The sequence below is a fragment of the Streptomyces sp. C10-9-1 genome (assembly GCF_024497955.1).
GTDB classification, from domain to species: Bacteria; Actinomycetota; Actinomycetes; order Streptomycetales; family Streptomycetaceae; genus Streptomyces; species Streptomyces sanyensis.
In genome coordinates this window covers 419,502-444,287 of sequence record NZ_JANHKP010000002.1, presented here as the reverse complement: position 1 = coordinate 444,287, position 24,786 = coordinate 419,502, and the positions used below count along the sequence as shown (strand labels likewise).

Below are 24,786 nucleotides of genomic sequence, written 5' to 3'. Positions count from 1 at the left end.
ATTCCCCGGTCCGCGAAGTTCGCGGCTGGAATCACGGTGGAGTGCTCCCGGAAATCGTGTGGATCTTGGTGAAAAACTGTGGACAACCGGCCAGGTGTGAATAACCCGGTCGCCCATACCGGCGAGCAGCCAGGCGCGCCGGAACGCAGCCCGACAACTACCCTCAGTGACGAATCCGGGACGGATCACTCCGGGCCGACGAGCGCGGCCACAACGGCGAACGGATGGTGGACATCCGGGGAAGAGTGGGCGAAACCGCCCTGGACATGCGACGACCCCCGCCGGGGGGGAGAGCGGGGGTCGTCTTTCCGGCCGGCTCGGGGGGGGAGGAGCCGGACCGGGTTAGCACGGTCGCGAACGATCCGTGACTTCCATGGTGTACCCGAGAGCCTTCTCAGGCAAACCCACGCGCCACAGCGTACGCCGAATGGCGGGCGCATATGCTCTGCCCGTGGAAAACCACTCCTTGCCGCGTACTGCCGCGTTCTTCGACCTGGACAAGACGGTCATTGCGAAGTCGTCGACGCTGACCTTCAGCAAGTCCTTCTACCAGGGCGGGCTGATCAGCCGCCGCGCCGCCCTGCGCACCGCCTATACGCAGTTCGTCTTTCTGGCCGGCGGCGCCGACCACGACCAGATGGAGCGCATGCGGGAGTACCTCTCGGCGCTCTGCAAGGGCTGGAACGTCCAGCAGGTCAAGGAGATCGTCGCCGAGACGCTGCACGACCTGATCGACCCGATCATCTACGACGAGGCCGCCTCGCTGATCGAGGAGCACCACACCGCGGGCCGGGACGTGGTCATCGTCTCCACCTCGGGCGCCGAGGTGGTCGAGCCCATCGGCGACATGCTGGGCGCGGACCGGGTCGTCGCCACCCGGATGGTGGTCGGCGACGACGGCTGCTACACGGGCGAGATCGCGTACTACGCCTACGGCCCGACGAAGGCCGAGGCGGTGCGGGAACTCGCCGCCTCCGAGGGGTACGACCTGTCGCGCTGCTACGCCTACAGCGACTCCGCGACGGACGTGCCGATGCTCTCGTCCGTGGGCCACCCCCACGCCGTCAACCCGGACCGGGCGCTCCGGCGGGAGGCCGCGCAGCGCGGCTGGCCGGTCCTGGTCTTCAACCGCCCGGTGCGCCTGAAGCAGCGGTTGCCCGCCCTGTCGATGCCCACGCGACCGGCGCTGGTCGCCGCCGCGGTGGGGGCGGCAGCGGCCACGGCGGGCCTCGTCTGGTACGCCAGCCGCCGGCGCGGGGCGGCCCGGGCCGCGACCCTGTGAACGCCCGCGGCGGACACCTTCGACCCGCCCCTTTCGTCCCGTATCGGGGTGGAAGGTAAAGAAGTGCAGGCAGGGCTTTCGCTCCGACGCCCGCAGGAGTACAAAGGAGTCAACGGCCCGCGAGACCGAGGACGTCCGAAAGGATCATCTTCAACGCAGACAAGGCCCCACGGACCGAAGCATGGAAGTCGAGCACCCACGCGACGTCGACCCGTCGATTACGGGCCAGCCGCACCAGGGACGGGCAAAGAACCCGACCTGATGGGCAATATTTCGAGGACGCTTGGTAACTGGGCGGACATGCCAGCGGCGGTACCGAAGAGGTACCGCCGCAACCCTTTTCGGCACCCGTTCCGCGCCCCGACCCCGTCGCGCACACGCCCCTCCGGCCGGGGCCGCGGGACGACGGGACGGGGTCAGGCGGCGCCGCGCTGAAGCGCCTCGCAGACCGCCGTCGACTCCCTGACGCCGAGTTCCACGGACCGCCCGCAGTGGGCGATCCAGGCGGCCATCCCCTCGGGCGTGCCCGAGAGGTACCCCGCGAAGGCGGCCACGTACGCCGCCCGCCCCTGCTCGGCGTGGCCGACCTCGGCCGAGCAGACCGCCTTGGGGTCGAGACCGCTGCCGACGAGGACGATCCGCTCCGCGGCCCGCGCGATCAGGCCGTTGCAGGAGGTGAAGGGCCGCAGCGCGAGCAGCTCGCCGTGCACCACCGCGGCCGACACCAGGGCGGGTGCCGCGGTGTCCGCCACCACGAGGCCGGCCAGGCCCTCCAGCCGGCCGGCCACCTCGACGGCGGTGGGCAGCGACGCCTCGACGAGCGGCTCGTCGACCTCCTCGCCCGCCAGGCGCGGACGCCCCACGGCGCCCGAGTCCTCGAAGCCGCCCGCCGCGACGAGGTGGAGCCGCGCCAGCACGCGCAGCGGCGACTGCCGCCAGACGGAGAGCAGCTGACCCGCCTCGGCGCCCAGGCGCAGCGCGGCGCCGACGGTACGCGCCTCTCCCTCGCCGCCGAAGTCCGTCCGCCTGCGCACCTCTTCCAGGGCCCAGTCCGCCCCGGAGAGCGCGGCGGAGGCGCGGGCCCCCCGAAGGGCCGCCTCCGAGGTGATCTCGACACTGCGGCGACGCATGATGCGGTGCCCGTAGACCCGGTCGACGGCCTTGCGGACGGAGCCCACGGAGTCGGCGACGCCCGGGAGGGCGGCGAGGGCGGCGAGCGGGTCGCCCGCCGAGGCGTTGGTACTCATAAGCAGCGAGGCTACGCGCCCGGCACCCGGGCCCCACGTTGGAGTGGTCTTCTTCACTCACCGGGGCAACCCGGTGCACCCGTGCGGCTACGCTAGGTGAACATGAAGATCGCTTTCGTAGGGAAGGGCGGCAGTGGCAAGACCACGCTGTCCTCGCTGTTCATCCGCCATCTCGCCGCCCGGGCGGTCCCGGTCGTCGCGGTCGACGCCGACATCAACCAGCACCTCGGCGCCGCGCTGGGGCTCGACGAGCCCGCGGCCTCCTCGCTCCCGGCCATGGGCGCCCACCTTCCGCTGATCAAGGAGTACCTGCGGGGCACCAACCCCCGGATCACCTCACCGGAGACGATGATCAAGACGACACCGCCGGGCGAGGGGTCCCGCCTGCTGCGCGTGCAGGAGGACAACCCGGTGTACGCCGCGTGCGCCCGCACCGTGCACCTCGACGACGGCGAGGTGCGGCTGATGGCCACGGGCCCCTTCACCGAGTCCGACCTCGGCGTCGCCTGCTACCACTCCAAGGTCGGTGCGGTGGAGCTGTGCCTCAACCACCTGGTCGACGGCCCCGGCGAGTACGTCGTGGTGGACATGACGGCCGGGTCGGACTCCTTCGCGTCCGGGATGTTCACCCGCTTCGACATGACGTTCCTGGTGGCGGAACCGACCCGGAAGGGCGTCTCCGTCTACCGGCAGTACAAGGACTACGCACGCGACTACGGAGTCGCGCTCGCGGTCGTCGGCAACAAGGTGCAGGGACCCGACGACGTGGACTTCCTGCGCCAGGAGGTCGGCGAGGACCTGCTGGTGACGATGGCCCACTCCGACTGGGTCAGGGCCATGGAGAAGGGCAGGCCCCCTCGCTTCGCCCAGCTGGAGGACGCCAACCGGCGGGCGCTCGGGACCCTGCAGGAGGCGGCCGACGCCTCGCACGCGCGCCGGGACCCGGAGCGCTACACGCGCCAGATGGTCCACTTCCACCTCAGGAACGCCGAGAGCTGGGGGAACGCGAAGACCGGGGCCGACCTGGCCGCCCAGGTCGACCCCGCCTTCGTCCTGGGCGAGCACGTGCCGGTGCCCCAGCCCGGATGACGCGCCGCGGGCCCCACGCACCGGGACGGGGCCGTCCGTCAGCGTCCGGCCGGGGAGACCGCGTCCCCGCGGGCCGCCCGCGCCAACGGAGTCGCGGGCGGCCGGCGGGGAGGCCTCAGCGGTCGGCCCCGCCCTTCTCCCCGGCGGGCGGTGCGGCGGCGACAGGAGGAGCCACCAGGAAACGGGCCCAGCCGCCCCCGGGAGCCTGGCCCACCTGCAGCTGCCGCATCTTCTCCAGGACGAGCGGGTCCTGTGCGTCGAGCCAGTCGACGAGCTGCCGGAAGGACACGCACTCGACGTCGCGCTTCACGCAGACGGTGGCGATGGTCTCCTCGACGGCCGTCATGTACGTGCCGCCGTTCCACGACTCGAAGTGGTTGCCGATGATCAGCGGGGCCCGGTTGCCCTCGTAGGCGCGGTCGAACGCCTTGAGGAACCCGTCGCGCATCTGGTTTCCCCAGTAGGCGTGCATGGCGGGGTCGCCCTTGGTGGTCCCGGACTGGTTGACCATGAAGTTGTAGTCCATCGACAGCGTCTCGAAGGCGCGGCCGGGGAAGGGGACCATCTGGAGGGACAGGTCCCACAGCCCGTACTTCTTGCTCGGCCAGACCTGGCTGTTGACTCCGCTGGTGTCATAGCGGAAACCCAGCTGGGACGCGGCGCGCATGAACGCGTCCTGGCCTTCGAGGCAGGGGGTCCGGGCGCCGATCAGCTCCTTGTCGTAGTCGAACGGGAGCGGCTCGGCGGAGGAGAGCCCGGCGTTGGTCTTCCAGTTCTTGACGAACGACTTGGCCTGGGCGATCTCGCTCTTCCACTCGTCCACCGACCAGGTGCCGACACCTCCGTTCGCCCCGCAGAAGTGGCCGTTGAAGTGGGTGCCGACCTCGTTGCCGTCAAGCCAGGCGCCGCGGAGTTCGCGCACGGTGTCGCGGATGCCCTCGACGTCGTTGAAGCCGATGTCCGAGCTCCCGGCCGCGTGCTGCGGAGGCTCGTAGAGCGAGCGCTTCTCCTCGGGCAGCAGGTACACGCCGCTGAGGAAGTACGTCATGGTGGCGTCGTACTTCCTGCCCACCTCCCGGAAGTGGGAGAACAGCTTCTGACTGTCCTCCCCGGCGCCGTCCCAGGAGAAGACGACGAACTGCGGCGGCGTCTCGCCCGGCTTCAGCCGCTGCGGCCGGAGCAGGTTCGGCTGAGCGCCGGTGAAGGCGGTGGAGCCGTCGCCGATCAGGCGGATCGCACTCTTGGGGGCGCCGACGCCCTGCTTCTGGGCCGGCGCGCCGTGTTCGGTCCCGTCGGCCGCCTTCCGGCCTCCGTCCCCGGTGGAGCAGCCCACCAGGCCGGCGAACAGGGCCGCGGCGACGGCGCCGACGGCAGCGGTCCTCTTGGTGACGGCCGGCATCCGTCCACCCCATTTCATATGTAGATACGACTTATCGATGGCGGAATCGCCACGCTCGCACCGCGAAAAGAGGGGTGCCGGAAGGCCGGGCCGGAATGAAGTGACTAATCACCGAATCGAGTGATTGATTGCCCCATTTGCCCTCAAAAGCATGTTCACTTCTTTACTCTGCATTACGGAGCGTTTACTCAGAGTTGAGAGCTCGTGCGAAACCGAGCATCCCGCCACCGCACGCCGTGCCCCACGGCCGCGCCCCCCACAGACCGCGACCGCGCCCCGGAGGAGACGGGAATGACCTGCACCCCCACAAGCCCCGACGACACCCACCACCCGGCGGCAGGCCGAACCGGACCGGACTCCTGCCACCGCCCGCACAGCCCCCCCGGCGGCAGGAGCCCGCACCGCCGCATCCGCCTCGACCCGGCGGACCTGTCCGCCTCCGTCTCCGTCTTCCTGATCGCCCTGCCGCTCTCCCTCGGCATCGCCCTCGCCACCGGCGCCCCCCTCCAGGCCGGTCTCGTGGCGGCGGCGGTCGGCGGCATCGTGGCCGGGCGCCTCGGCGGCTCGCCCCTCCAGGTGAGCGGGCCCGCGGCCGGGCTGACCGTCGTCACCGCCGAGCTGATCCAGCACTACGGCTGGCGGGCCACCTGCGCCATCACCGTCGCCGCGGGGTTCTGCCAGCTCGGGCTCTCCGCCCTGCGCGTCGCCCGTTCGGCACTCGCCGTCAGCCCCGCCATCGTCCACGGAATGCTCGCCGGCATCGGTGTCACCATCGCCCTCGCGCAGCTCCACATCGTGCTCGGCGGCACGCCCGACAGCTCACCGGTCGCCAACGTCCTCGCCCTGCCGGGGCAGCTGATGGCGGCCCGCCCGACCGCACTCGTGATCAGCGGCCTGACGGTGGCCGTCCTGCTGGCCTGGCCCCGGATCCCCGGACGCGCCGGGCGGATCCTGCGCACCGTTCCCGCCGCGCTGGCCGCCGTCGTGACCGCGGCCGCCGTCTCGGTCGGCGCGGGGCTGGACGTCGAGCGGGTGGACCTGCCGTCCTGGAGCGCGCACGCCCTGCCCGCACTGCCGGACGGACCGGTCCTCGGCCTCGTCGCGGCGGTGGTGACCATCACCCTCGTGACCAGCGTGCAGTCCCTGCTCTCCGCGGTGGCCGTCGACAAGCTCGTCGCCGCACGGGGCGGGGACTCCGTCCCCCTGCGCTCCGATCTCGACCGCGAGCTCTCCGGTCAGGGCGCCGCGAACATCGTGTCCGGCGCACTCGGCGGGCTTCCGGTCGCCGGAGTCGCCGTCCGCAGCACCGCGAACGTCTCCGCCGGCGCGGTCAGCCGCAACTCGACCATGCTGCACGGGCTGTGGGTCGCGGTCGCCGCCCTCCTCCTCGTCCCGGCGATGGACCTCATCCCGCTCGCGGCCCTGGCGGCCCTGGTCGCCGTCGTGGGCGTGCAGATGGTGAGCCTCACCCACCTCCGCAACATCCGCAGGAACCGCGAAGTGCTCGTCTACGCGGCCACCGTGAGCTCCGTGGTGCTCACCGGCGTCCTGGAGGGCGTGCTCATCGGGATCGGGGTCGCCGTGCTCGTCGCGCTGCACCGCCTCACGCGTACCCGCATCACGGTGGAGGAGGCACCGGGCGGCCACCGCGTGCGTGTGCGGGGGCAGTTGACCTTCCTTGCCGTACCGCGGCTGAGCAGGGCACTCGGCCAGGTCCCGCCCGGCGGCTCCTGCGACGTCGAGCTGGACAGCTCCTTCATGGACCATGCCGCCTACGAGGCCCTGCGGGACTGGCGGACGGCGCACACCGCGCAGGGCGGCGCCGTGCAGTTCACCGGCCGGGCCGGGCTGCGCACCAGCGAACCCGGCTCCGAGCCCCACGGCTGCTGCCGCCCCTGGACACCCTGGCGCAACCACCGCTGCGAGGACCGCTCGCACGGGCCCGCGATCCACCCGCTGGCCAGCGGGCTGAGTTCCTTCCAGCGGGACACCGCACCGCTGGTCCGGGACGAGCTCGCCCGGCTCGCCGAGGAGGGACAGCGCCCCTCGCACCTCTTCCTGACCTGCGCCGACTCCCGCCTGGTGACCAGCATGATCACAGCCAGCGGCCCGGGAGACCTGTTCACCGTGCGCAATGTGGGCAACCTGGTCCCGCGCCCCGGCGAGGAGCGCGGCGACGAGTCCGTGGCCGCCGCGATCGAGTACGCCGTCGATGTGCTGGAGGTGGATTCCATCACCGTGTGCGGCCACTCGGGCTGCGGAGCCATGCAGGCCCTGCTGGACGGGCCCGCCGACGACGACTCGACGCCCCTGCGGCGCTGGCTGCGGCACGGCCGCCCGAGCCTCGCCAGGATGCGCAGCCGCCGCCACCCGTGGGCGCGCATCGCGGGCCGGCTCCCCGCCGACGCGGTGGAGCAGCTCTGCCTGACCAATGTCGTCCAGCAGTTGGAGCACCTGCGGACGCACGAGGCCGTGGCGCGTCGGCTCGCCGACGGCACCCTGCGGCTCCACGGCATGTACTTCCACGTCGGCGAGGCGCAGGCCTACCTGCTCACCGGCACCGACGAGCACCGCATGGACGAGGTGTTCACCCGGGTCGCGCCGGGCCCGTCCTCGCTGGAGGAGGTACGCGCCTGACCCGTGCGCCGACCCGGCCGGACCGTCGGCGGGCCCGTGCGGACGGGCGCCTCTCGACGGCCCGCGGCGCGGCTGAACCGTGCGGGGGCGCCGTCCGTGCCACCGTGTGGCGCCCTCCCCCACCGCTCGGGGGAGGGGCCGCCGTCCGGCGGCGCGGCCGGACGGCGGCGCGCCGCCCGAAGAGTACCCATAGGTCTAAACCAATTTTCGGAAGGCACTTGTCACCCGGCCCTTCGGCTGATGAGGTATGGCCTGGGACACATACGCACGGAAGACGCCCTGGGAAAGGGAGATGTCGTGAGCAACGAGAGCCTTGCCAACCTGCTCAAGGAAGAGCGGCGGTTCGCCCCTCCGTCCGAGCTGGCGGCGAGCGCCAACGTGACGGCGGAGGCGTACGAACGGGCCGCGGCGGACCGTCTCGGCTTCTGGGCCGAGCAGGCGCGGCGCCTCCACTGGGCCACCGAGCCGACGGAGACCCTCGACTGGAGCAACCCGCCGTTCGCCAAGTGGTTCGCGGACGGCACGCTCAACGTGGCCTACAACTGCGTCGACCGCCACGTCGAGGCCGGCCACGGCGACCGGGTGGCCATCCACTTCGAGGGGGAGCCCGGCGACGGGCGCGCGATCACCTACGCGGAGCTGAAGGACGAGGTCTCACGGGCGGCCAACGCACTGACCGAACTCGGCGTCCGCAAGGGCGACCGGGTCGCCGTCTACATGCCGATGATCCCCGAGGCCGCGGTCGCCATGCTGGCCTGCGCCCGCATCGGCGCCGCCCATTCGGTCGTGTTCGGCGGGTTCTCGGCCGACGCCGTCGCCTCCCGCATCCAGGACGCCGACGCCAAGCTGGTCATCACGGCCGACGGCGGCTACCGCCGCGGCAAGCCGAGCGCGCTCAAGCCCGCCATCGACGAGGCGGTCTCGCGCTGCCCGCAGGTGGAGCACGTGCTCGTGGTGCGCCGGACCGGGCAGGAGACGCCCTTCACCGAGGGCCGCGACGTCTGGTGGCACGACGTGGTGGCCCGGCAGTCCCCGGACCACACCCCGGAGGCGTTCGAGGCCGAGCACCCGCTGTTCATCCTCTACACCTCGGGTACCACGGGGAAGCCGAAGGGCATCCTGCACACCTCGGGCGGCTACCTCACCCAGGCGGCCTACACCCACCACGCGGTCTTCGACCTGAAGCCGGAGACCGACGTCTACTGGTGCACGGCCGACATCGGCTGGGTCACCGGGCACTCCTACATCGTCTACGGACCGCTGGCCAACGGCGCGACCCAGGTGATGTACGAGGGCACCCCGGACACCCCGCACCAGGGCCGCTTCTGGGAGATCGTGCAGAAGTACGGCGTCACCATCCTCTACACGGCTCCCACCGCGATCCGCACGTTCATGAAGTGGGGCGACGACATCCCCGCGAAGTTCGACCTGTCGAGCCTGCGGGTGCTCGGCTCGGTGGGGGAGCCGATCAACCCCGAGGCGTGGGTCTGGTATCGCGAGCACATCGGGGCGGGCAGCGCCCCGATCGTCGACACCTGGTGGCAGACCGAGACCGGCGCCATGATGATCTCTCCGCTGCCCGGCGTCACCGAGACCAAGCCGGGCTCCGCCCAGCGGCCGCTCCCCGGCATCTCCGCGACCGTCGTCGACGACGAGGCGAACGAGGTGCCCGACGGCGGCGGCGGCTACCTGGTCCTGACCGAGCCGTGGCCCTCGATGCTGCGCACCATCTGGGGCGACGACCAGCGGTTCATCGACACCTACTGGTCCCGCTTCGAGGGCCTGTACTTCGCGGGCGACGGGGCGAAGAAGGACGAGGACGGCGACATCTGGCTGCTGGGCCGGGTCGACGACGTGATGCTGGTGTCGGGGCACAACATCTCCACCACCGAGGTCGAGTCCGCCCTGGTCTCCCACCCGAAGGTCGCCGAGGCGGCCGTGGTCGGCGCCGCGGACGAGACCACCGGCCAGGCCATCGTGGCCTTCGTGATCCTGCGCGGCAGCGCCAGCGAGGACGAGGGCCTCGTCGACGAGCTGCGCACCCATGTGGGAGCGACCCTCGGGCCGATCGCCAAGCCGAAGCGCATCCTGCCGGTGGCGGAACTCCCGAAGACCCGCTCGGGCAAGATCATGCGCCGTCTGCTGCGCGATGTCGCGGAGAACCGGGAACTCGGGGACGTCACCACGCTGACGGACTCGTCCGTGATGGATCTCATCCAGACCAAGCTCCCCAGCGCCCCCGGCGAGGACTGACCGGAACCGGCCCCACCGGCTCCGACCAGGCATTTCGGAACCCCCGTCGCCTCGACGACGACGGGGGTTCTGGCATGTACACGATGTGTCCCACTGTCACGTATGGGTACAGTAAGTGCGCGTCGTTGACGCACAAGCCGTTCGAGGTGCGCCGGGAAGTCTGGTCGGCAACTGTTTTGTCATGCCCGTCCGACCCGGAGGCCTCCTGTGACAGCGCCCCGAGACAACAACCGCGACGACCGGCCGTTCCTCGGCCGTCTCACCCTGCCCGAGCGGAACTTCGTCGCCGACGCCCTGCGCGCGGAGACCGTCGGCGGCATCCTGCTGCTGCTCGCCGCAGTCGTGGCGCTCATCTGGGCGAACACCTTCGGGGGCAGCTACGAGGCTGTCAGCGACTTCCACATCGGCCCTGCCTCCCTCGGCCTGGACCTGTCGATCCAGCACTGGGCCGCGGACGGCCTGCTCGCCATCTTCTTCTTCGTCGCGGGCGTGGAACTCAAGCGCGAGCTGGTCGCGGGCGAGCTGCGCGACCCCCGGGCCGCCGCACTGCCCGTGGTGGCTGCCCTCTGCGGAATGATCGCCCCCGCGCTGGTCTACCTCACGGTCACGGGGATCGGCGGGGGCTCGGCCGCCGGCTGGGCGGTGCCGACCGCGACGGACATCGCCTTCGCCCTGGCCGTCCTCGCCGTGCTCGGCGCCTCCCTGCCCTCGGCTCTGCGGGCCTTCCTCCTGACGCTCGCCGTGGTGGACGACCTGTTCGCCATCATGATCATCGCGGTGTTCTTCACCGAGGACCTCAACTTCGCGGCGCTCGGCGGCGCCGCCGCCGGCCTGCTCCTGTTCTGGCTGCTCCTGCGGATGGGGGTGCGCGGCTGGTACGTGTACGTCCCGCTCGCCCTGGCCATCTGGGGGCTGATGTACAACAGCGGCGTCCACGCCACGATCGCGGGCGTCGCCATGGGCCTGATGCTCCGCTGCACGCGCCGCGAGGGCGAGGAGCAGTCGCCCGGCGAGCACATCGAGCACCTGGTCCGCCCGATCTCCGCCGGTTTCGCGGTGCCCCTGTTCGCCCTCTTCTCCGCGGGCGTGGCGGTGACCGGCAAGTCGCTCGGCGACGTGTTCACCCGTCCGGAGACGCTGGGCGTGGTGCTCGGCCTGGTCGTCGGCAAGGCCCTCGGCATCTTCGGCGGCACCTGGCTGACGGCCCGCTTCACCAAGGCCGAACTCAACAGGGACCTCCGGTGGCCGGACGTCTTCGCCCTCGCCTCCCTCGCCGGCATCGGCTTCACCGTCTCGCTGCTCATCGGGGAACTGGCCTTCAAGGGCGACGAGGTCCTCACCGACGAGGTCAAGGCCTCGGTGCTGGTCGGCTCCCTGATCGCCGCGATCCTCGCCGGAGTCCTCCTCAAGATGCGGGTACGCACCTACCAGGCGCTGTACGCCGAGGAGGAGCGCGACGACGACATGTCCGGGATACCGGATGTCTACGAGCAGGACGATCCGGCCTACCATCTGCGGATGGCCGCGATCTACGAGGAGAAGGCCGCCGAGCACCGCAGGAAGGCGGATGCGGCGGGGGCGTCGCGCGAGGACGGCGACGGTCCGGCATGATCTGACATCGGACGGTAGTACGCGCAGACCGCAGGATCTGGAGAGGGAGTCAGCGATGAGCGATCCCGGCAACACCACGGCGAAGGCCGTCGGCGCCGACCGCAGCCTCGGCCAGCTGGTCGCCTCGGCGACAGCCGAGATGTCGGCACTGGTGCACGACGAGATCGCACTGGCCAAGGCCCAGCTGCGGCAGGACGTGAAGAAGGCGGGCCTCGGCGGGGTCGTGCTCGTCCTGGCCGCCACGGTGCTGCTGTTCTCCCTTCCCATGCTGAGCTTCGCCCTCGCCTACGGCTTCGAGGCGTGGACCGGGTTCAACCTGGGCGTGTGCTTCCTGCTCTCCTTCGCGGTCAACGTCGTCCTGGCCGTGCTGCTGGGCCTGGTGGGGATGGCCTTCATGAAGAAGGCCAAGCAGGGCAAGGGACCGCAGAAGGCGGTGGCGTCGGCCAAGGAGACCGCGGCCGTGCTCCAGAACGCCAAGCCCCACCCGCGTCCCGAGGGTCTGAGGGAGCTCCCTGCGGCGGTCGAGGACAGGGTCGGGGTGTGACCGGCGGTAGCGGTCACACCGCGCCCGGCGTGCCGCACCCCTCGGGCGCGCATATGGCACGCTCGTGCGCATGACTGACCCCGACATCGGCCCCGGCGGCCCCGGCGCCTCCGGCAGCCCCGTGCGCATCGACGGTCCCTGGACCCACCGTGACGTGGCCGCCAACGGCGCCCGGTTCCACATCGCCGAGATGGGCGACGGACCGCTGGTGATGCTGCTCCACGGCTTCCCCCAGTTCTGGTGGACCTGGCGGCACCAGCTGACGGCCCTCGCCGATGCGGGCTTCCGGGCGGTCGCCATGGACCTGCGCGGTGTGGGCGGCAGCGACCGCACCCCGCGCGGCTACGACCCGGCCAACCTCGCGCTCGACATCACCGGTGTCGTGCGCAGCCTCGGGGAGCCGGACGCCGCCCTGGTCGGCCACGACCTCGGCGGCTATCTCGCCTGGACCGCCGCGGTCATGCGCCCCAAGCTGGTCCGGCGGCTCGCGGTGTCCTCGATGCCCCATCCCCGGCGGTGGCGCTCGGCGATGCTCTCCGACGTCACCCAGAGCCGGGCGGGCTCGCATGTGTGGGGCTTCCAGCGGCCGTGGATCCCGGAGCGCCAACTGGTCGCGGACGGCGGGGCCCTGGTGGGCCGGCTGATCGAGGAGTGGTCGGGGCCGCAGCCAGTGGACCGGGAGGCGGTGGAGGTCTACCGGCGGGCCATGTGCATCCCCTCGACGGCCCACTGCTCGATCGAGCCCTACCGCTGGATGGTGCGCTCGCTCGCGCGCCCCGACGGCTTCCAGTTCAACCGCCGGATGAAGAGGCCGGTACGCGTGCCGACGCTCCATCTGCACGGCTCGCTCGACCCCGTCATGCGGACCCGCAGTGCCGCCGGTTCGGGCGAGTACGTCGAAGCCCCCTACCGCTGGCGCCTGTTCGACGGTCTCGGCCACTTCCCCCACGAGGAGGACCCGGTGGCCTTCTCCGGCGAACTCGTCAACTGGCTCAAGGACCCCGAGCCGGACCGCTGACGCGTTGCCCCTGCGCGGGGAGCGGCCGCCCGTCCGGCGCCACATGCCTGGCGCATAGGCCAATTGGACGTCCCGGCCGCGGTTACCGACCATGGGCCACGGGCAGACGTCCGGGTATGGGCTGGACGCACGACTACGGTGACGCAGCACGCAACCGCCGCTCGGCCAACGGGCCGGTCACCCACGACAGCGGTGACTCCCCCGGAGGGAGGCACGAACATCCCGGTCAGGGCATCGGGATCCCGCGGATCCTGCGCCGCCGCGCCCGGTGGATGTCGGCGCGGCTGAGGCACGCCCGCAGCTGACGCCACGCCACCGCCCGGCACACCGCGGGCGGGTGCGGTCACGATCACCGAGGGGCGCCGCCCGGCCGGGCGGGGCCCCGGCGCCGTCCGGCTGCGGCCTACAGGGCGCAGCCCTGGCTGTCGACCTCCTGGTTGGCGCTGCGCCCCAGCTCGATGTCCTCGCGGATCTCGTCGACCGTCAGGGCGTAGCCGGTGTTCGCGTCGTCCAGCGAGCGGGCGAAGATCACGCCGTACACCGTGCCGTCCGTGGCGAGCAGCGGACCGCCGGAGTTCCCCTGGCGGACGGTCGTGAACAGGGAGTACACATCGCGGCGGACGGTCCCGCGGTGGTAGATGTCGGGGCCGTTGGCGTTGATCCGGCCGCGGACCCGGGCGGACCGCACGTCGTAGGAGCCGTTCTCGGGGAATCCGGCGACGATCGCGCTGTCGCCGCTGCGGGCGTCCTCCTCGGCGAACTTCAGGGGCCGGGCCGTGAGGTCGGGTACGTCGAGCACGGCGATGTCCCGTTCCCAGTCGTAGAGCACGACCTTGGCGTCGTACAGCCGCCCCTCGCCGCCTATCTGGACGGTGGGCTCGTCGACGCCGCCGACCACGTGGGCGTTGGTCATCACCCGGCGCTCGTCGAACACGAAGCCGGTGCCTTCGAGGACCTTGCCGCAACTCGGCGCGGTGCCGACGACCTTGACGATGGACTCCTTGGCGCGGGCCGCCACGGGGCTGCCCACGAGGGCCGGGTCGGGTGCCTGGACCTCGGTGATCGGCTCGTTGGCGAACGGGCTGAAGACCTGCGGGAAGCCGTTCTGCGCGAGCACGGAGGAGAAGTCGGTGAACCAGGTCGACGCCTGGTCGGGCATGACCTGGGAGATGCCCAGCAGCACCTTGGAGCTGCGGACCTCCTTGCCCAGTGTGGGCAGGGTGGTGCCGGCGAGCGCCGAACCGATGAGCCAGGCCACCAGCAGCATGGCGACCACGTTGACCAGCGCACCGCCGGTGGCGTCCAGGGCGCGCGCCGGGGACCAGGTGATGTGCCTGCGCAGCCTGCTGCCGAGGTGGGTGGTGAACGCCTGCCCGACCGAGGCGCAGATGATCACGATCACCACGGCCACGATGGCGGCGGCCGTGGAGACCTCCGAGTCCTCCGTGAGCGCGCTCCAGAGCACCGGGAGGAGGTACACGGCGACGAGCCCGCCGCCGAGGAAGCCGATCACCGAGAGGATGCCGACGACGAAGCCCTGGCGGTAGCCGACGACCGCGAACCACACGGCGGCGACCAGCAACAGGATGTCCAGCACGTTCACCGTCTTCAGCCTCGCTGTGTCGTCGTGCCGGGTGCTCCCTCCGGCTGGTCGGTCCGGGTGGCGGCTCGGCCGCCCGCTTGCGGCGCCCCGGAGTGCGCGTCTGACGGGGTCAGCCTGTCATGCGCGCCAGTCCAACGGGACCTCCCTGGTGCGGTTCCATGGTCGTTCCCATCCTGCGAAGTGCAGGATCCGGTCGATGACCCCGGCCGTGAAACCCCAGACCAGAGCGGACTCGACCAGGAACGCCGGGCCCGTGTGGCCGCTCGGGTGGATCGCCGTGGCCCGGTTGGCCGGGTCCGTGAGATCCGCCACGGGCACGGTGAAGACACGGGCGGTCTCCGCCGGGTCCACCGCGCCGACCGGGGACGGGGTGCGCCACCATCCCAGTACGGGGGTGACGACGAATCGGCTCACCGGGATGTACAGCCTCGGCAGGATCCCGAAGGCCTGCACCCCGCGCGGGTCGAGTCCCGTCTCCTCCTCGGCCTCCCGCAGCGCGGCCCGCAGGGGGCCCGTGGTGGCGGGGTCGCCGTCCTCGGGATCGAGCGCCCCGCCGGGGAAGGAGGGCTGGCCCGCGTGCGAGCGCAGGGTCCCGGCTCGTTCCATCAGCAGCAGTTCGGGGCCGCGGGGGCCCTCTCCGAAGAGGACGAGCACGGCGGACTGGCGCCCCTCGCCGCCCTCCGGCGGCAGGAAGCGGCTCAACTGCTGCGGACGGACCGTACGCGCGGCGTGCACCACGGGGTCCAGCCACTGCGGAAGGCCCTCGGTCGTCACCTCGGCCTCGCCGTCGGGCGGCCCGGCCGGGCGTCTGGATCCGTACGTCTCTTCTCCCGTGCGTGTCATGGGCACCCCTTGCTGCTCAACGCCCCGGGGCGTCCGGATCGTTCCTGGCCCCCGGCGGCCGTCTCCACCGCGGGCGGGGGCCGTCACCCGCCGGCGCCCAGCGCCGGGGCCGGTTTGCCGGGGTAGTCGGCGGGCGGTTTCAGCCGCTGCCCCGGCTGCCCCGCCATCTCGTACTTGAGGAGCTTCCCGGCCTTGTCCGGATCGGTCTCGCCCTCCCCGTAGGACGGGCAGAGACGGGCGATGGGGCAGGCTCCGCAGGCGGGACGGCGGGCGTGGCAGATGCGGCGGCCGTGGAAGATGACGCGGTGGGAGAGCATCGTCCACTCGGACTTGGGGAAGATCGCGGCGATCTCGGCCTCGATCCGGACCGGGTCCTCCTGCTCCGTCCACTTCCAGCGGCGCACCAGGCGCATGAAGTGGGTGTCGACGGTGATGCCGGGGACGCCGAAGGCGTTGCCCAGCACCACGAACGCGGTCTTGCGGCCCACCCCGGGCAGCGTGACGAGGTCCTGGAGCCGACCGGGGACCTCGCCCCCGAATTCGTCCCGCAGCGCCGCGGACAGCCCCATGATCGACTTGGTCTTGGCCCGGAAGAACCCGGTGGGCCGGATCAGTTCCTCGACCTCCTCGGGGACCGCGGCCGCCAGGTCCTCGGGTGTGGGGTAGGCGGCGAAGAGCGCCGGGGTGGTCTGATTGACCCGCAGGTCGGTGGTCTGCGCCGAGAGCACCGTGGCCACCAGCAGCTGGAACGGGTTCTCGAAGTCGAGTTCGGGGTGGGCGTACGGGTAGACCTCGGCCAGTTCCCGGTTGATCCTCCTGGCACGGCGGACCATCGCCAGACGCGATTCCGGTTTGCCCGTTTTGCGCCTTCCGGACGGGCCGCGGGACCCTTGTTCGCCCACAGCGGAATCCTGCTCTCGCGGCACGCTCCCAGCCCCCTCGGCCTGCACTCCCACCGGCGAATTGGACACCCGGCCAGCCTAAGGGCCGCCGGTGACATCCGCGCCGGTCCCCGGGAATCACGACCCAATCGGGCCCCTGCCGCACCGGGGGACGAGTCCGTGCGTCAGACTTGTTGTGACTGATCGCACGATTGTTTACTACCGGGGTCCGGACCCCCGACGATGCCGCGCGGGACCCGACGTCGCCGGGACAGCACGGCACGGTCCGGCATCATGGGGGACTACGTCCCCTGAGCAGGTCGACAAGGAGAGAACTCGTGGACGACGTTCTGCGGCGCGCCCCGCTCTTCGCGGCGCTCGATGACGAGCAGGCCGCGGAGCTCCGCGCCTCGATGAGTGAGGTGACGCTCGCCCGCGGCGACGCGCTCTTCCACGAGGGCGACCCCGGTGACCGCCTCTACGTGGTGACGGAGGGCAAGGTGAAGCTCCACCGCACCTCCCCGGACGGGCGCGAGAACATGCTCGCCGTCCTCGGTCCGGGCGAGCTGATCGGCGAGCTGTCCCTGTTCGACCCGGGCCCGCGCACCGCCACCGCCACCGCGCTCACCGAGGTCAAGCTCCTCGGTCTGGGCCACGGAGACCTCCAGCCCTGGCTGAACGTGCGCCCCGAGGTCGCCACGGCGCTGCTGCGCGCGGTCGCCCGCCGGCTCCGCAAGACCAACGACCAGATGTCCGACCTGGTCTTCTCCGACGTCCCGGGCCGCGTCGCCCGCGCCCTGCTCGACCTGTCGCGCCGCTTCGGCGTGCAGTCGGAGGAGGGCATCCACGTCGTCCACGACCTCACCCAGGAGGAGCTGGCCCAGCTCGTCGGCGCGTCCCGGGAGACCGTCAACAAGGCCCTGGCCGACTTCGCCCAGCGCGGCTGGCTCCGGCTGGAGGCCCGCGCGGTGATCCTGCTGGACGTGGAGCGGCTGGCCAAGCGCTCGCGCTGAGGCGGCGCCCGGCGCTCCCCCGTACGACACGCCCGAGGGCCGTCCCGCAGAATCCGCGGGACGGCCCTCGGGCGTGTCGTACGGGCTCCCGGGAGGGAACCGGGGCGGCTGCCCGGTGTCCCCCGCTCAGTCCCCCGCTCAGTCCCGGGTGCCGTCCACGATCACCGGGTTGCCCGCACCGCCACCGCAGGGAACCGCGTAGACCGGGTTCTTGGCCGCCGCCTCCCTGAAGGCCTCGATGCACTGGTTGGCCAGGACCTTGTCGCTCAGCGACTCGCTGAGGATCCGGTTGGCCCTGGCGATGCCCTCGGCCTCGATGCGGCGCCGCTCCGCCTCCGCCTTCGCCGTGCGGGCGGCCTCGGTGGCCCGCTCGGTCGCCTGCTCCTGCTGGATCTTGCGGTCGATCTGCTCCTGGAGCTTCTCGGAGGGCTTCACGTTGCGGAGGTTGACGGTGGTCACCGCGATGCCCCGGGGCGCGAGGCGCTCCTTGATGAGCTCCGCGATCTCGGCGTTGATCTTCTCCCGAGCCGAGGTGTACCCCTCCTCGCTGGTGTAGCGGGCGAAGACGTTGCGCACGATCTCCCGGCTGTCGGGGAAGACCAGCCGCTGCTGGATGGCGTCCTCGCTGCCCGCGAGGCGGTAGAGCTCGACCGCCTTGGCCGGGGTCACCGCCCACTTGACGGTGACCTCGGCGTACATGACGCCGCCCTGGGAGGAGCGCACCTCGATGACGTCCTTGTCGGAGAGGTTGAGGTCCACCGGCCGGGTCGAGAAGGTCGTGACGTTCGTGAAGGGCGAGGTGAGGTTCAGTCCGGAGGTCATCGGCGATCCCACCTTGCCGAAGGTGACCGGCACACCGACCTCGTAGGCGCTGACGACGTGCACGCAACTGGTGACGCCCGCGAGCAGCCCCGCCAGCAGGGCACCCAGCGCGCCCAGCCTCAGACCGGTGCGCTCGCTGCCGCGCGCGGCGAAGTGGAGCACCGCCGCGGCGATGACGAGTATGACGAACAGCACGAACACGTCGTTGTCCCCCCAGGGCGGGTAGCGCCGGACCGCGCCACGCCGGTCGTTCCGATGTAAGCGGGGGTTAAAGCCCCCGTCCACCTCCCAGGACGCCCCGGGGCGCCCGGGGGTTGCACGGCTCGCCCGCACGCGTTCCGCACGGCGTGCGCAAGGGCTCCGCCGGCTGCGCGGTCCTGCGGCGCACGCACCGGGTCCGGCCTCTTACGGGTGCCGTCCTACCCGGTCCGGTGGCGCGGAGCCTCAGGAGCGGTCGCCCGGCCCCGTCAACCCGCGCTCGCGCAGGTACGCCAGCTGCGCCCTGACCGACAGTTCGGCCGCGGGCCACAGCGAGCGGTCCACCTCGGCGTACACCCGGGCGACGACCTCAGAGGCGGAGGTCAGCCCGTTCTCGACCGCCGTCTCCACCTGCGCGAGCCGCGCCGCGCGGTGGGCCAGGTAGAACTCGACGGCGCCCTGGGCGTCCTCCAGCACCGGGCCGTGCCCGGGCAGCACCGTGTGGACGCCGTCGTCCACGGTGAGCGAACGCAGGCGCCGCAGCGAGTCGAGGTAGTCGCCGAGCCTGCCGTCGGGATGGGCCACCATCGTGGTCCCCCGGCCGAGGACGGTGTCCCCGGTGAGCACCGCACCGTCGGCGGGCAGGTGGAAGCACAGCGAGTCGGCGGTGTGCCCCGGAGTCGGGACCACCCGCAGTTCGAGCCCGCCCGCGTCGACGACGTCACCCGCGTCGAGTCCCTCGTCACCGAGCCGGAGGGCGGGGTCCAGGGCCCGGACGCGCGTCCCGGTCAGTTCGGCGAAGCGGCCGGCGCCCTCGGCGTGGTCGGCGTGGCCGTGGGTGAGCAGGGTGAGCGCGACCCTCCGGCCGGACGCCTCGACGGTCTCGATCACCGCCCGCAGGTGCGCCTCGTCCAGCGGCCCCGGGTCGACGACCACGGCCGCCTCGGAGCCGGGCTCCGCCAGCACCCAGGTGTTGGTCCCGTCCAGGGTCATGGGGGACGGGTTGGGGGCGAGGACGTTGACGGCGCGCGCGGTGGCGGGCCCGGAGAGCACACCGCCCCGGGGCTGCCCGGGCAGTGCGGCGGCGTCGGTCATCGTCGGTCCCCCTGCGGCACGTGCCGGGTGAACTCGTCGTGGCCGGGCCAGCTCAGGACCACCTCGCCGCCCACCAGCCGCGCCTGCGCCAGCACCGGGGCGAGGTCGCGGCCCGCGGAGCCCGCGAGGGCGTCCGCCGCGGCCGGGTACGGCTCCAGGGTGCGCAGGGTGGCGATCGTCGGCGGCATCATCAGCAGCTCGCCCCGGTCGTAGCCGGCAGCGGCCTCGCCCGGGCGGGTCCACACCGTGGACTCCGCCTCGGTGGAGGCGTTGCGGGTGCGCTGGCCTTCGGGGAGCACCGCCACGAAGAACCAGGTGTCGTAGCGGCGCGGCTCGAACTCCGGGGTGATCCAGCGGGCCCAGGCACCGAGCAGGTCGGAGCGGAGCACCAGTCCGCGGCGCTCGAGGAAGTGGGAGAAGGACAGCTCGCGGTCGACCAGCGCCCTGCGGTCGGCCTCCCAGTCCTCGCCGGTCGTGTCCCCCACCACGGTGTCCGGGGTAGGCCCGGCGAGCAGCACGCCCGCCTCCTCGTAGGTCTCCCGGACCGCCGCGCAGACGACGGCCTGCGCCAGGGCCGCGTCACCGGTGCCGAGCCGGTCGGCCCACTCGGACGGCGACGGACCCGCCCAGCCCACGGGCCGGTCGTCCCGGGGGTCGACACCGCCGCCCGGGTAGGCGTAGGCACCGCCGGCGAAGGCCATGGAGGTGCGGCGGCGCAGCATGTGGACCAGGGGCCCGTCGGGGCCGTCGCGCAGCAGCATGACGGTGGCCGCCCGCCGGGGCGCGGCAGGGGTGAGCTCACCGGCCGCCAGGGCGCGGATGCGGTCGGGCCATTCCGGCGGGTACCACTGACCATTGGACATGGGCGGATGCTATGCGCTCCCGCCGGGATGTTCGAGGGGCGGCCGGGAGCCGCACGGCGCCCGGGCGGCTCCTCCGGGGCGGAAGCGCGGCCCGTGCCCGGCCCCCGGGCGGGGCACGGGCCGCGGACGGGCCGGGCCCGTGGGGCCCTCCGCTCAGCCCCGGGCCAGCTCGACCTGGATCTCGACCTCGACGGGCGCGTCCAGGGGAAGGACCGCGACGCCCACGGCGCTGCGGGCGTGCACGCCCTTGTCGCCGAGCACCTCGCCCAGCAGCTCGCTCGCCCCGTTGAGGACGCCCGGCTGACCGGTGAAGTCGGCGGCGGACGCCACGAAGCCGGTCACCTTGACGACCCGGGCGATCCGGTCCAGGTCGCCGACGACCGACTTCACGGCCGCCAGGGCGTTCAGCGCGCAGGTGCGGGCGAGGTCCTTGGCCTCCTCCGCGGTCACCTCGGCGCCCACCTTGCCGGTGACCGGGAGCCGGCCCTCCACCATGGGGAGCTGGCCCGCGGTGTACACGTAGGCACCCGAGACCACGGCGGGCTGGTAGGCGGCGAGCGGGGGCACGACCTCCGGCAGGGTCAGCCCCAGCTCGGCGAGCCTGCTCTCCACCGCGCCGCTCACTGCTTCTCCCGCTTCAGGTAGGCCACCAGCTGCTCGGGGTTCGGTCCGGGCACGACCTGGACGAGCTCCCAGCCGTCCTCGCCCCAGGTGTCCAGAATCTGCTTCGTCGCGTGCACGAGGAGGGGCACGGTCGCGTATTCCCACTTGGTCATGGAGGCGACTCTAGCCGCCCCGCCCCGCGCCCCCGTGAGGCAGCCCGCGCGCCGCGGCCCGCGGCCCGGGGCGGGCCGGAGGGCTGGCGGCCTCCGTGCGTAGGGCGCGCCCCGACTGGTTAGGCTCGCATGTGTGAGCAGGCTCCAGGTCGTCAGCGGCAAGGGCGGTACCGGCAAGACCACGGTCGCCGCCGCCCTCGCGCTCGCCCTCGCGACCGAGGGAAAGCGCACCCTTCTCGTCGAGGTGGAGGGCAGGCAGGGCATCGCCCAGCTCTTCGAGACGGAGGCCCTCCCCTACGAGGAGCGCAAGATCGCCGTCTCCGCCGAGGGCGGCGAGGTCTTCGCGCTGGCCATCGACGCGGAGCGTGCGCTGCTGGACTACCTGCAGATGTTCTACAAGCTGGGCTCCGCGGGCCGGGCGCTCAAGAAGATCGGGGCCATCGACTTCGCGACCACCATCGCCCCCGGCGTCCGGGACGTGCTCCTCACCGGCAAGGCGTGCGAGGCGGTGCGCCGCCGCGACAAGGAGGGGCGCTACGTCTACGACCACGTGGTCATGGACGCTCCGCCCACCGGCCGCGTCACACGCTTCCTCAACGTCAACGACGAGGTCGCCGGACTGGCCCGGATCGGCCCGATACACCATCAGGCGCAGTCGGTGATGCGGGTGCTGAAGTCCGCCGACACGGCCGTGCACCTGGTCACCCTGCTGGAGGAGATGCCCGTCCAGGAGACCGCGGACGGGGTGGCCGAGCTGCGCGCGGCCGGGCTCCCGGTGGGCAAGGTGATCGTGAACATGGTGCGACCGCACGTCCTCGACGAGGACGCCGTCCGGGAGGTCTCCGAAGGGGGGCGGGCTGCCGTCGCCGAGGCCCTCGGCTCCGCCGGTGTGCCGGAGCCCGCGGAGCTGGTGGGCCCGCTGCTGGAGCAGGCCGCGGAGCACGCGGAGCGCGTCGGGCTGGAGCGGTCGCAGCGCGGACTGCTCACGGGGCTCGGGCTGGACTCCCACGAACTGCCGATGCTCGGCGACGGGGTGGAACTGGCCGGGCTGTACCAGCTGGCCTCGGAACTGCGCAAGCAAGGGGCGGGCGAATGACCCTGGACACGGTGGACCGCCTGGAGATCGACCCCCTCATCGACGACCCCGGCACCCGTATCGTCGTGTGCTGCGGCGCCGGCGGCGTCGGGAAGACCACGACGGCCGCGGCGCTCGGCGTGCGGGCGGCGGAGCGCGGCCGGAAGGTGGTCGTGCTGACCATCGACCCGGCGCGGCGGCTGGCCCAGTCGATGGGCATCGACTCGCTCGACAACACCCCCCGGAGGGTCACCGGCATCGTCCGGGACGGCGGGGCCGCGGGCGGCGGGGAGCTGCACGCGATGATGCTGGACATGAAGCGGACCTTCGACGAGATCGTCGAGGCGCACGCGGACCCGGAACGGGCCCGCGCCATCCTGGAGAACCCCTTCTACCAGTCCCTGTCGGCAGGGTTCGCCGGTACGCAGGAGTACATGGCGATGGAGAAGCTGGGGCAGCTACGGGCCAGGGACGAGTGGGACCTGATCATCGTCGACACCCCGCCGTCGCGCTCCGCGCTCGACTTCCTCGACGCGCCGGGGCGGCTCGGCTCGTTCCTGGACGGCGGCTTCATCAAGGTGCTGATGGCACCGGCCAAGGTCGGCGGCCGGGCCGGGATGAAGTTCCTCAACGTCGGCATGTCGATGATGACGGGGACGCTCGGCAAGCTGCTGGGGGGTCAGTTCCTCCGTGACGTGCAGACCTTCGTCGCGGCGATGGACACGATGTTCGGCGGCTTCCGGACCCGGGCGGACGCCACCTACCGGCTGCTCCAGGCACCCGGCACGGCGTTCGTCGTGGTCGCCGCCCCGGAGCGCGACGCGCTGCGGGAGGCCGCGTACTTCGTGGAGCGCCTGGCGGCGGAGGACATGCCGCTGGCCGGCCTGGTGCTGAACCGGGTGCACGGCAGCGGCGCGGCGCGGTTGTCCGCGGAGCGGGCCCTGGCGGCCGCGGAAAATCTTGACGAGGGCCGCATTGTCGATCAACGAGCCGGGAAGACTCAGGGTCGTGACGCCGCGGCCGTCTCCCCCGAACCCCCGGCCGTGGAGCACTCCCCCGAAACACCGCACGAGGCTCCCTCGGCCCCACCGCGGAGGGACGCGGCCACCGTGCCGGATGCGTCCCCCGCCGAGGCCGGTCGGCACGGCTCTCCCGAGGCCGTGCCGCCGAACGACATACCGCGGCTGACCGCCGGTCTGCTGCGGCTGCACGCCGAGCGCATGCAGGTACTCGCCCGGGAGAAGCGCACCCGGGACCGCTTCACCGCGCTCCATCCCGAGGTGGCGGTCGCCGAGGTCCCCGCGCTGGCGGGCGATGTGCACGACCTGGCCGGCCTCCGGGCGATCGGGGAGCGGCTGGCGGCCGGGAACGCCGGCGCCTGACACACGGGCCGTTGCACCCTGGCGCCTCCGACGCGCGAACCTTCGCGGGCACACACGAGCCACCGCCTGCCACGTGCGCGGGACGGCCCCGTCGCCCCCTCCCGCCGTGGGCGGGTACGGCACGCGGGACGACCGGGCGCGGGCGCCCGGCAGGGCGAGGCGGGCACCAGGCGCCCGCCCGCAACCCGCTGATCTGCTGTCGGCAGCCGGGGCGCGCCGCAGAGGGCTCCCGGTCGGGTGGCTCGGGGGTGCACCGGCACCGACTCCGGGACCGCCGGGCCGCGCCCTGTGCGGGCGCGGCCTCCGACCGTCCGGAGTGCGTGCGCCGCCCTCCGGGGAGACACGACGCTGTGCGCGACGCGCGACGTGTGGGGTGCGTCTCCTGCTCCGGGGTCACCGTCCGGGCGACGTCCCGGGATCCGGGGCGCGCGCCGACTCAGCCGGCCGCGGCGTACTCCTCGTACGTCTCGTCGTCGTCGAGGCCCACGGGGAGAATGCCCGCGCTGCGCTCGTACTCCGTGCGCGCGGTCTCCAGCAACCGCCGCCAGGAGGTGACCGTGGGGCGCCTGCGCAGCAGCGCGCGCCGTTCCCGTTCCGTCATCCCGCCCCACACGCCGAACTCGACGCGGTTGTCGAGCGCATCGGCCAGGCACTCGGTCCGCACCGGGCAACCGGTGCACACCGCCTTGGCCCTGTTCTGCGCTGCCCCTTGTACGAACAGTTCATCCGGATCCGTCGTGCGGCAGGCTGCCTGCGCACTCCAGTCGGTAACCCAGCCCATGCCGGCGCCGTCCTCTCCCGAATCGAGGCTCCCCCACGGCGGTAGCGGCATATTCACCGCTACCAGTCGAGGACGTTACGGAAGGCGGGGACAGCGCAACACCCCCGCGCGGTCCAATCTTGAATGGCCCGAACGGACTATGGGTACGCGGCAGATCACCCAGGGGAGTGACCTGGGGGCATTCGTGAGCAATCCGGAATACCGGGTCGAAATCTCTCTGCACGGCGAGCAGGACAGGGACATATCCGGAGCACCCGGACAGAACCCCACCGGATTCGGGAACGGCGGAGTCTGACGTCGAGTTGGTGCACAACCGCACTGATGTGACAGTTGAGAGCAGCTTAGGCCAATGCCTTTGCGCCTGTCCGGCGATT

General features: G+C 72.3%; 22 protein-coding genes. 11 read left to right on the top strand and 11 right to left on the bottom strand.

Translation table 11 applies throughout. The features are described from left to right. Positions 1–427 precede the first annotated feature (427 nt). Positions 428–1,282: an HAD family phosphatase gene (locus tag NPS70_RS04445; protein ID WP_256522649.1), complete on the top strand. Its 855-nt coding sequence runs from the start codon at positions 428–430 to the stop codon at positions 1,280–1,282. A gap of 416 nt (positions 1,283–1,698) precedes the next feature. Here the strand turns inward: NPS70_RS04445 and NPS70_RS04440 are convergent, their stop codons facing one another. Continuing rightward, complete coding sequence (locus tag NPS70_RS04440; protein ID WP_256522648.1) at positions 1,699–2,529, bottom strand: oxidoreductase; 831 nt, start codon at positions 2,527–2,529, stop codon at positions 1,699–1,701. A 102-nt stretch (positions 2,530–2,631) separates the two neighbouring features. Here NPS70_RS04440 and NPS70_RS04435 point away from each other — a divergent pair, with 102 nt between their 5' ends. Next, positions 2,632–3,618 carry an ATP-binding protein gene (locus NPS70_RS04435; protein WP_256522647.1) on the top strand — a complete coding sequence of 329 codons (987 nt, stop codon included), beginning with the start codon at positions 2,632–2,634 and terminating at the stop codon, positions 3,616–3,618. Between the two features lie 115 nt (positions 3,619–3,733). On the opposite strand, the gene NPS70_RS04430 is transcribed toward NPS70_RS04435, so the two are convergent. Next, a complete protein-coding gene (locus NPS70_RS04430; RefSeq protein WP_374211935.1) occupies positions 3,734–5,035 on the bottom strand; it encodes a hypothetical protein in 1,302 nt (433 codons plus the stop codon). A gap of 273 nt (positions 5,036–5,308) precedes the next feature. Here NPS70_RS04430 and NPS70_RS04425 point away from each other — a divergent pair, with 273 nt between their 5' ends. The 6 genes from NPS70_RS04425 (at position 5,309) to NPS70_RS04400 (ending at position 13,385) form a co-directional block, all read left to right on the top strand. After that, the gene (locus NPS70_RS04425) at positions 5,309–7,654 is read left to right on the top strand and encodes a SulP family inorganic anion transporter (RefSeq protein WP_256522646.1); all 2,346 of its coding nucleotides are present in this window, start codon (positions 5,309–5,311) and stop codon (positions 7,652–7,654) included. Positions 7,655–7,951: 297 nt separating this feature from the next. Further along, the gene (gene acs / locus NPS70_RS04420) at positions 7,952–9,907 is read left to right on the top strand and encodes an acetate--CoA ligase (protein WP_256522645.1); all 1,956 of its coding nucleotides are present in this window, start codon (positions 7,952–7,954) and stop codon (positions 9,905–9,907) included. 207 nt (positions 9,908–10,114) lie between these two features. Next, positions 10,115–11,518, top strand: a complete 1,404-nt coding sequence (gene nhaA / locus NPS70_RS04415; protein WP_256522644.1) for a Na+/H+ antiporter NhaA — start codon at positions 10,115–10,117, stop codon at positions 11,516–11,518. Positions 11,519–11,573: 55 nt separating this feature from the next. After that, positions 11,574–12,062, top strand: coding sequence for a phage holin family protein (locus NPS70_RS04410; RefSeq protein ID WP_256522643.1), 489 nt, complete (start codon positions 11,574–11,576; stop codon positions 12,060–12,062). 70 nt (positions 12,063–12,132) lie between these two features. After that, a complete protein-coding gene (locus NPS70_RS04405) occupies positions 12,133–13,080 on the top strand; it encodes an alpha/beta fold hydrolase (RefSeq protein WP_256522642.1) in 948 nt (315 codons plus the stop codon). Between the two features lie 116 nt (positions 13,081–13,196). After that, a complete protein-coding gene (locus tag NPS70_RS04400) occupies positions 13,197–13,385 on the top strand; it encodes a hypothetical protein (RefSeq protein ID WP_256522641.1) in 189 nt (62 codons plus the stop codon). Positions 13,386–13,483: 98 nt separating this feature from the next. Here the strand turns inward: NPS70_RS04400 and NPS70_RS04395 are convergent, their stop codons facing one another. The 3 genes from NPS70_RS04395 to nth form a co-directional block, all read right to left on the bottom strand. Further along, entirely contained in the window at positions 13,484–14,683 is a 1,200-nt protein-coding gene (locus NPS70_RS04395; RefSeq protein ID WP_256522640.1) for a MarP family serine protease, read from the bottom strand. Between the two features lie 117 nt (positions 14,684–14,800). Then, positions 14,801–15,526, bottom strand: coding sequence for a CoA pyrophosphatase (locus tag NPS70_RS04390; protein ID WP_256522639.1), 726 nt, complete (start codon positions 15,524–15,526; stop codon positions 14,801–14,803). Between the two features lie 83 nt (positions 15,527–15,609). After that, complete coding sequence (gene nth / locus NPS70_RS04385; protein ID WP_256522638.1) at positions 15,610–16,428, bottom strand: endonuclease III; 819 nt, start codon at positions 16,426–16,428, stop codon at positions 15,610–15,612. A 317-nt stretch (positions 16,429–16,745) separates the two neighbouring features. On the opposite strand from nth, the gene NPS70_RS04380 reads away from it, so the two are divergent. Then, complete coding sequence (locus NPS70_RS04380) at positions 16,746–17,420, top strand: Crp/Fnr family transcriptional regulator (protein ID WP_187741560.1); 675 nt, start codon at positions 16,746–16,748, stop codon at positions 17,418–17,420. Positions 17,421–17,558: 138 nt separating this feature from the next. Here the strand turns inward: NPS70_RS04380 and NPS70_RS04375 are convergent, their stop codons facing one another. From NPS70_RS04375 to NPS70_RS04355, 5 genes are all read right to left on the bottom strand, one after another. Next, complete coding sequence (locus tag NPS70_RS04375) at positions 17,559–18,443, bottom strand: prohibitin family protein (RefSeq protein WP_256522637.1); 885 nt, start codon at positions 18,441–18,443, stop codon at positions 17,559–17,561. Positions 18,444–18,686: 243 nt separating this feature from the next. Next, positions 18,687–19,535, bottom strand: coding sequence for an MBL fold metallo-hydrolase (locus tag NPS70_RS04370; RefSeq protein ID WP_256522636.1), 849 nt, complete (start codon positions 19,533–19,535; stop codon positions 18,687–18,689). Next, positions 19,532–20,398 (bottom strand): NUDIX hydrolase, encoded by an 867-nt coding sequence (locus tag NPS70_RS04365; RefSeq protein WP_256522635.1) that lies wholly within the window; start codon positions 20,396–20,398, stop codon positions 19,532–19,534. The genes NPS70_RS04370 and NPS70_RS04365 overlap by 4 nt, the downstream gene beginning before the upstream one ends. Positions 20,399–20,551: 153 nt before the next feature. Beyond that, on the bottom strand, positions 20,552–21,022 hold the full coding sequence (locus tag NPS70_RS04360; protein ID WP_256522634.1) for a RidA family protein: 471 nt from the start codon (positions 21,020–21,022) through the stop codon (positions 20,552–20,554). Further along, the gene (locus NPS70_RS04355) at positions 21,019–21,174 is read right to left on the bottom strand and encodes a DUF4177 domain-containing protein (RefSeq protein ID WP_100202903.1); all 156 of its coding nucleotides are present in this window, start codon (positions 21,172–21,174) and stop codon (positions 21,019–21,021) included. The genes NPS70_RS04360 and NPS70_RS04355 overlap by 4 nt, the downstream gene beginning before the upstream one ends. A gap of 133 nt (positions 21,175–21,307) precedes the next feature. On the opposite strand from NPS70_RS04355, the gene NPS70_RS04350 reads away from it, so the two are divergent. Together NPS70_RS04350 and NPS70_RS04345 are read left to right on the top strand one after the other, a co-directional pair. After that, positions 21,308–22,270 (top strand): ArsA-related P-loop ATPase, encoded by a 963-nt coding sequence (locus NPS70_RS04350; protein ID WP_256522633.1) that lies wholly within the window; start codon positions 21,308–21,310, stop codon positions 22,268–22,270. Next, positions 22,267–23,631, top strand: coding sequence for an ArsA-related P-loop ATPase (locus tag NPS70_RS04345; protein ID WP_256522632.1), 1,365 nt, complete (start codon positions 22,267–22,269; stop codon positions 23,629–23,631). The genes NPS70_RS04350 and NPS70_RS04345 overlap by 4 nt, the downstream gene beginning before the upstream one ends. Positions 23,632–24,067: 436 nt before the next feature. Here NPS70_RS04345 and NPS70_RS04340 read toward each other — a convergent pair whose 3' ends face one another. Next, on the bottom strand, positions 24,068–24,412 hold the full coding sequence (locus tag NPS70_RS04340) for a WhiB family transcriptional regulator (RefSeq protein ID WP_256522631.1): 345 nt from the start codon (positions 24,410–24,412) through the stop codon (positions 24,068–24,070). Positions 24,413–24,786 lie beyond the last annotated feature (374 nt).